A 6,816-nucleotide genomic window follows, 5' to 3' on the forward strand; every position below is an offset into this window, starting at 1 on the left:
GATCAACCTGATACATAAATACAAAAGCGGGCTTAACCATAGTTAACGGATTTATGTTATTTACTACCATTGCCATACTGTGCGGGGCACTCATACTAACTCCCAAATACTTGTTGTAGTTTTGCTTTGGTTTTAGGGCCTGGTATGCCGTCTATGTCGAGATCGTGCTCGTACTGAAATTCCTTTACACCAATGCGAGTTTTTTTACCCATAACACCATCAACCGTACCACAATCAAACCCAAGCATATTGCACCGGCCTTGCACACCTGAAAGCGTGTCGATTGGGTCTAGATTGCCTATTTGTACGTTAAAGCTTTTAGTTGGTGTGGTTTCGCCTTCATTTAGGTATAAATCGACGGTGCCAGTAAGAGCGTCGTTATTATTAAGCTCTACTTCAATAAGCCCATCACTTTGCAGTACAGTATCTATTGTTTGGCTACCAATGTTGAGTACTACGCGTTTGCCGGCTACGTCATCGCCGTCGTCGTACGATACTTGCAGGCGAAAATACTCTTTTTCGTTTTGTACAACAAAACTATTAATGCTGTTGGTGCGCAGCGGTATAAACTTTTCTTTTTTTGGCGGAATGGTAATTTTATCGCCCGGGTAAATTAAGTTTGGATCGGGGCGTAGGGCTTTAAACTCTGCATTGCTTGGGTGGTTATAAAGCGCTTTAGATGTTTGGTAGCCGTATTGCTTTGCTATGCGCAATAGCGTTTCACCTTGGGCTACGGTGTGTTGTTGGGTCATTGTATATCCTTAAACTTTGCCTACAGACCAATCTTCGCTGTCGAGTTCAAAAAAGCTTACTTTAGCGTTTTCAAAGTCGGGGCCTGATACGTTGGCATAACCGTTTTGATCAAGCTGCCCGGTAATAATGTGGCCGTTGCGTAGGCGTATTTTGTAGCCCATGTTGGCTTGTGGCTCGCCAGCTTCATCGAGTAATTCTATTTCGTAGGCTAAAGTGGGTTGTTCAACAGTAAATGTGGTGGTGTCGGTTGCACCATTGGCCGTTACCGTAACATTATAAACACCCGGTTTTACTTCAGCGTAGTGCTGCCAAAACGAGACTTCGTCGGGGCGCTTTTTTTCTAGTTGTAGCGTTATTTGCCCACTAGTTGGCCCTTGCCACTGAATAACTACGCTGCGGCTGTTACTGCATGAGCCTTCTATATTGAGCTTCCAACCATTGGGTACTGTTAAGCTTGTGCCTGCTTTAGCAGGTTTTCGCTCGCTATAACCTAGGTTGTAATCGTAAATTAAGTTGGCATTTTTATAGCCGGTATATTGCTGGGCGAGTTGCTCTACGGTTTCGGCGGCGCTAAGTACGTGGGTTGTAAAATTTTGCCTAACAGTGTGAGACGCTTTTAATAGCATTGTGCTGTTTAGCTCTGGCTTATAAATGCGTACAGCCGGCGCATGCTCTTGTATAGGTTGCGATACTTTTTTAGGTTTTTGATTATAACTTTGCTGATTTATAAATTGCGGACTATTTTGCGCAGCTGATTGACTGTTTATAAATGCAGAAGTGCTTGGCGTCATTACTGTGTTATTTATAAAAGTATTGTTTTGCAACGCTGTTTGCGATGATGTAATTGAACCATTATTAACCGCGCCCGAGTACTTTGTTGGTGCTTGAGTTTGTTTTGGGTAAACAGCCAGGCGTGTACTAGCTTGCTTAAACAGAGAATATGGTACCTTTTTCCACTCTTTGTCTTTAGCCCAATATTGGCACCGAGTGTCGTCGCGTAATCGCGCAGCTTGGTGTTTATCTAGCGCACCAAACAGGTTGTCTTGCAGTTGCCTTTGCAACACTTTAGGAAGTTTGCAAAGCTGAGCACGACTTAAATAAGAGAATGTAACCACAGGCTCTGAATTTTCAGGCTCATTATGTGGTTGTTCAAATAGTGGGGGGTAATTTAAGTTCACCGGATCCTTGGTGAGCATTTGCATCCTCGCTTTCTCTTAATAAGAGACTTATTTATTATTTAGTTACGGCTAAAAGGTATGCCGTTATTATAGTGCGTTAATATAAAGAAATAGGCACAAAAAATCTACAATGAATTTTTAAATTTGCTAACTTTGTTCAGTGTTTTCTCTTACGTAATGTCCGGCTCCACGAGTAATATAACGCAGCTGCCAAATAACACGCTCAATTAATTCGTCGCGTTGCAATCCTTCTATATCGAGCGCTTCTGCACCCGCATTAAATACGAGTGTTACCATAGATTCCGCCTGAATATAGGCATGCATAGCATTACATTTAGTTTCACTTTCTAAATAATGAGCCAGCTCTAAAATAAAATGCTTTACCTCGCGCGCTACTGCGGCTCTAAATGCTTTAGAAGTCCCGGAGCGTTCTCGTAGTAATAATCTAAATTGGTTACTTGAGTTATCAATAAACTCCATAAAAGTAACCACTGAGGTATTTATAACACTGCCGCCATCGTTCGCTATTCGTCTACGAGCTTGGCGCATAAGTTGGCGAAGAGTTAAACCGGCTTCGTCTACCATGGTTAAACCTAGCTCATCCATGTCTTTAAAATGACGATAAAAAGAAGTTGGGGCAATACCAGCTTCTCGTGCTACTTCGCGTAAACTTAAATTCGAAAAACTATGATCAGCACTCAGCTGATTAAATGCCGCTTGAATTAACGCCTGTCGTGTTTTTTGTTTCTGTTGTGCTCTAACACCCGACATCAACAGCTCCCTGAATTATTTTATATGAATATTTAGTGATATTAGCTCAATTGTCCAGTCTAATACTTGACGACAAGAGTTTGAAATACTATTTTAGCTTACAGTTGTACGCTGAGATTGAGAATTATGAATAAACCACCGATTATTTGGACAAACGTCCTATTTTTTAGCCTAACCTTTTTGGCGGCTGCCACACTTGTACCTTGGTACGCCATTAGCTACGGATTTACCAGCGCGCATTGGATTGCTTTTGTAGCCTGCATGTTTTATGCGGGCTTATCAATTACTGCCGGCTACCATCGATTATGGGCACATAAAACCTATAACGCACACCCTGCAGTTGAATTTATTTTTGCGCTTGGCGGTGCTTTTGCGCTGCAAAACAGTGCATTGCATTGGAGTAGCGATCACCGTATACATCACGGTCAAGTTGACGACCCAATAAAAGACCCTTACGCGGCGACCAATGGTTTTTGGTATAGCCATATCGGATGGATGTTACGTGACTACCAAGGCGATAGCTACGGTGATTATAGTAATTGTCGTGATTTACAGCGCAATAAAATAGTTATGTGGCAACACAAACATTACTTAAAGCTTGTGATTGCTATGAACGTAGGCTTGCCTCTAGCACTTGGTTTATTGGTTGGTGATGTGTGGGGGATGTTAATTCTTGCAGGTTTACTACGCTTAGTACTGAGTCAACACTTTACCTTTTCTATAAACTCAGTTGCACATATTTGGGGCTCTCGCCCATACACCGAAAAAAATACGGCACGTGATAACGGCTTTCTAGCGTTATTTACATACGGTGAGGGGTATCACAACTTCCACCATATTTTTGCAAGCGACTACCGTAACGGTATTAAATGGTTTCATTACGACCCAACAAAATGGATGATTCGCTCTTTAGCAGCTGTAGGTTTAGCCAATAAGTTAAAGCGTACTCCTGTTGAACGTATCGAAAAAGCGAAGGCCGAAACGCTCATGAGCAAAACGCAAACGCGCCTTGCAAAATTGCCTTTAGCACAAGATAAGATTACATTATTACAACAAGAGTACGATTTACTGCTGAAAAAACTGCAAAATTATTGTTCACTACAAAAACAAGTGTTAGAAGTTAAAAAAAATAACATGGCAAAGCAGTGTGAACGCTCAGCATTAATGGCACAATACCATGAGTTGGAAGCCGCCTGGGAAAATCAAAAACAGGCATGGCTAGCACTTAATGCGAGGTTATTAAAAGCCTCTTTTAATTAATTTAGGAGTGGCTGTGGCCAAACAACCAGAACAAAAAAAAGTACCCGTGACATACCAATATGATGCAATAATTATTGGCACGGGTCCTGGCGGTGAAGGTACCGCCATGAACCTTTCAAAAAACGATAAAAAAGTAGCGGTTATTGAACGCCAAGAATCAGTTGGTGGCGGTTGTGTACATTGGGGAACAATTCCTTCAAAAGCGCTTCGCCACTCTGTTAGCCGCTATATTGAATACAAAGCAAATCCGTTATTTAATGTTGGTGAGCGCCCTAGCCGCTTAACATTTCCTGATATTTTACGTCACGCAAGTTCTGTTATTTCTAAGCAATCTAATTTACGTAGTAGCTTTTACGATCGTAACCGCATTCATATGTTTCAAGGTGATGCGAGCTTTGTAGATAAGCACACAATTGAAGTAAAACGAAATGATGGTTCAACTGAGCGACTGACTGCTAAAACGATTGTTATTGCAACGGGTTCACGCCCTTATCGCCCACCAGAGGTAGATTTTACGCATTCTCGTATTTACGAAAGCGACACAATACTTGGCCTTGAGCATGACCCTCATCGTGTACTGATTTATGGTGCAGGTGTAATTGGTTGTGAGTACGCGTCAATATTTAAAGGTTTAGGCGCTAAAGTTGATTTGGTTAATACACGCGATCGACTACTTGCTTTTATGGATGCAGAAATATCTGACGCACTTAGCTATCACTTTTGGAATAGCGGTATTGTTATTCGCCATAACGAAGAGTTTGACCGAATTGAGACGCGTGACGACTGCGTTATAATGCATCTAAAATCAGGTAAACGCGTAAAAGCTGACTGTATTTTATTTGCTAATGGTCGTACTGGTAACACTGATACACTAAATCTTGAAGCCATTGGCTTAAAAGCCGATAGCCGTGGCCAATTAAAAGTTAACGAAACATACCAAACAGAAATTGATAACGTTTACGCTGTAGGTGATGTAATAGGCTACCCAAGCCTTGCAAGTGCTGCGTTTGACCAAGGTCGTATAGCTGCTGATGCAATTGCATGTGGTAACTGCGATGACAGGCTGATTGTTGATATTCCGGCTGGTATTTATACCATTCCAGAAATGAGCTCAGTAGGTAAAACCGAGCAAGAGCTTACAGCCGCTAAAGTACCGTATGAAGTAGGCCGTGCTCAGTTTAAGCATTTGGCTCGCGCGCAAATTGCTGGTACTGAAGTAGGTAGTTTAAAAATATTATTCCACACCGAAACCAAAGAAGTACTTGGCGTACATTGTTTTGGCGAACGTGCCTCTGAAATTGTTCACATTGGCCAAGCTATTATGGAACAAAAAAATGGTGGCAATAATATCGACTACTTTGTAAATACCACATTTAACTACCCAACCATGGCTGAAGCCTACCGTGTTGCGGCATTAAATGGCTTAAATCGCTTATTTAAATAAGTAGTTTTAAAAGCCTTTATAAATAGGTAACAAAAAACCCGCAACTTAGCGGGTTTTTTACTTTTAAACAGTTTTAAAGCTTGTTTAAGTGACTATTACTTATGGTACTTAGCACTTAGCTCATGTACTGCATTAATGAATACGCCAGCATTTTCAGGGTCTACATCTGGTGTAATACCGTGGCCTAAGTTAAACACGTGGCCATTGCCTGTACCAAAGTCTTCTAAAATAGTGCCTACTTCTTGGCGAATACGCTCTGGTGTACCGTGTAACATAGATGGGTCCATATTACCTTGTAGAGCTACTTTATCACCCACACGGCGCTTAGCGTCGCTAATATTAATAGTCCAATCAAGACCGATTGCATCACAGCCTGTTGCTGCAATAGCTTCAATCCATTGACCACCATTTTTAGTGAACAAAGTAACCGGTACTTTACGACCGTCGTACTCACGAATTAAGCCATCTACAATTTTATGCATGTATTGTAATGAAAATTCGTTGTAATCGCGCGGGCTTAATACACCGCCCCATGAGTCAAATACCATTAGCGATTGCGCGCCAGCTTTAATTTGAGCATTTAAGTAATCAATAACTGAATCAGCTAACTTATCGAGTAATAAATGAAGTGTTTGCGGCTCTGCAAACGCCATTTTTTTGATTTTACCAAATACTTTGCTGCTACCGCCTTCAACCATATAAGTTGCTAGCGTCCAAGGTGAACCAGAAAAACCAATAAGCGGTACTTCGCCTTTAAGCTCACGACGAATAGTGCTTACTGCGTTCATTACGTAGCCAAGCTCGTCTGTAGGGTCTAACTTTGGAATTTTTTTAACATCAGCAAGAGATGAAATAGGACGTTCGAACTTAGGGCCTTCGCCAGTTTCAAAGTAAAGACCTAAACCCATCGCATCTGGAATCGTTAAAATATCACTAAATAATATAGCGGCATCTAACGGGTAGCGACGAAGTGGCTGCAGTGTTACTTCACATGCAAGCTCAGCATTACGGCACAGGCTCATAAAATCGCCCGCTTGTGCACGTGTAGCGCGATACTCTGGTAAATAGCGTCCTGCTTGGCGCATCATCCATACCGGAGTTACATCAACAGGTTGTTTTGCAAGTGCACGTAAATAACGGTCGTTTTTTAATTCGCTCATGGCGTAAATGATCCTAAGACTTGTATAAATTGTGCAAGATTGTACCACCATATTCTCCGACCCTCTATTGCTTAGGGACGAAAACAGCTTTACCTAGAGGTAGTTCAATAGAATAGAGTTTTTTAATCCATTTTGACTATAAAATAAACAAAAATAAATAACATTTAAAACTTTTTATTAATATGTTTGCAACATTACAAAAACCTTGTTATTGTTTGTCCCGCGTTAACAAAAACAATAATAAAAATCT

6 protein-coding genes are annotated in these 6,816 nt (G+C 41.2%); 2 read left to right on the forward strand and 4 right to left on the reverse strand.

What is annotated here, in order from left to right; genetic code table 11:
* Positions 1–95: 95 nt before the first annotated feature.
* The 3 genes from H5072_RS08790 to fabR form a co-directional block, all read right to left on the reverse strand.
* Positions 96–752, reverse strand: coding sequence for a peptidoglycan-binding protein (locus H5072_RS08790; protein WP_182693292.1), 657 nt, complete (start codon positions 750–752; stop codon positions 96–98).
* Positions 753–761: 9 nt separating this feature from the next.
* On the reverse strand, positions 762–1,949 hold the full coding sequence (locus H5072_RS08795; RefSeq protein ID WP_259395910.1) for a hypothetical protein: 1,188 nt from the start codon (positions 1,947–1,949) through the stop codon (positions 762–764).
* A gap of 129 nt (positions 1,950–2,078) precedes the next feature.
* A complete protein-coding gene (gene fabR / locus H5072_RS08800) occupies positions 2,079–2,702 on the reverse strand; it encodes an HTH-type transcriptional repressor FabR (protein ID WP_007582233.1) in 624 nt (207 codons plus the stop codon).
* A gap of 126 nt (positions 2,703–2,828) precedes the next feature.
* Between fabR and H5072_RS08805 the strand changes: the two genes are divergently transcribed.
* The gene (locus H5072_RS08805) at positions 2,829–3,962 is read left to right on the forward strand and encodes a fatty acid desaturase (RefSeq protein WP_182693294.1); all 1,134 of its coding nucleotides are present in this window, start codon (positions 2,829–2,831) and stop codon (positions 3,960–3,962) included.
* A 13-nt stretch (positions 3,963–3,975) separates the two neighbouring features.
* Positions 3,976–5,406 carry a Si-specific NAD(P)(+) transhydrogenase gene (gene sthA, locus H5072_RS08810; RefSeq protein ID WP_007378904.1) on the forward strand — a complete coding sequence of 477 codons (1,431 nt, stop codon included), beginning with the start codon at positions 3,976–3,978 and terminating at the stop codon, positions 5,404–5,406.
* 95 nt (positions 5,407–5,501) lie between these two features.
* Here sthA and hemE read toward each other — a convergent pair whose 3' ends face one another.
* Positions 5,502–6,566 carry a uroporphyrinogen decarboxylase gene (gene hemE, locus H5072_RS08815; RefSeq protein ID WP_002961084.1) on the reverse strand — a complete coding sequence of 355 codons (1,065 nt, stop codon included), beginning with the start codon at positions 6,564–6,566 and terminating at the stop codon, positions 5,502–5,504.
* Positions 6,567–6,816 lie beyond the last annotated feature (250 nt).

Source organism: Pseudoalteromonas sp. SR45-5 (genome assembly GCF_014163565.1).
Classification (GTDB): Bacteria; Pseudomonadota; Gammaproteobacteria; order Enterobacterales; family Alteromonadaceae; genus Pseudoalteromonas; species Pseudoalteromonas distincta.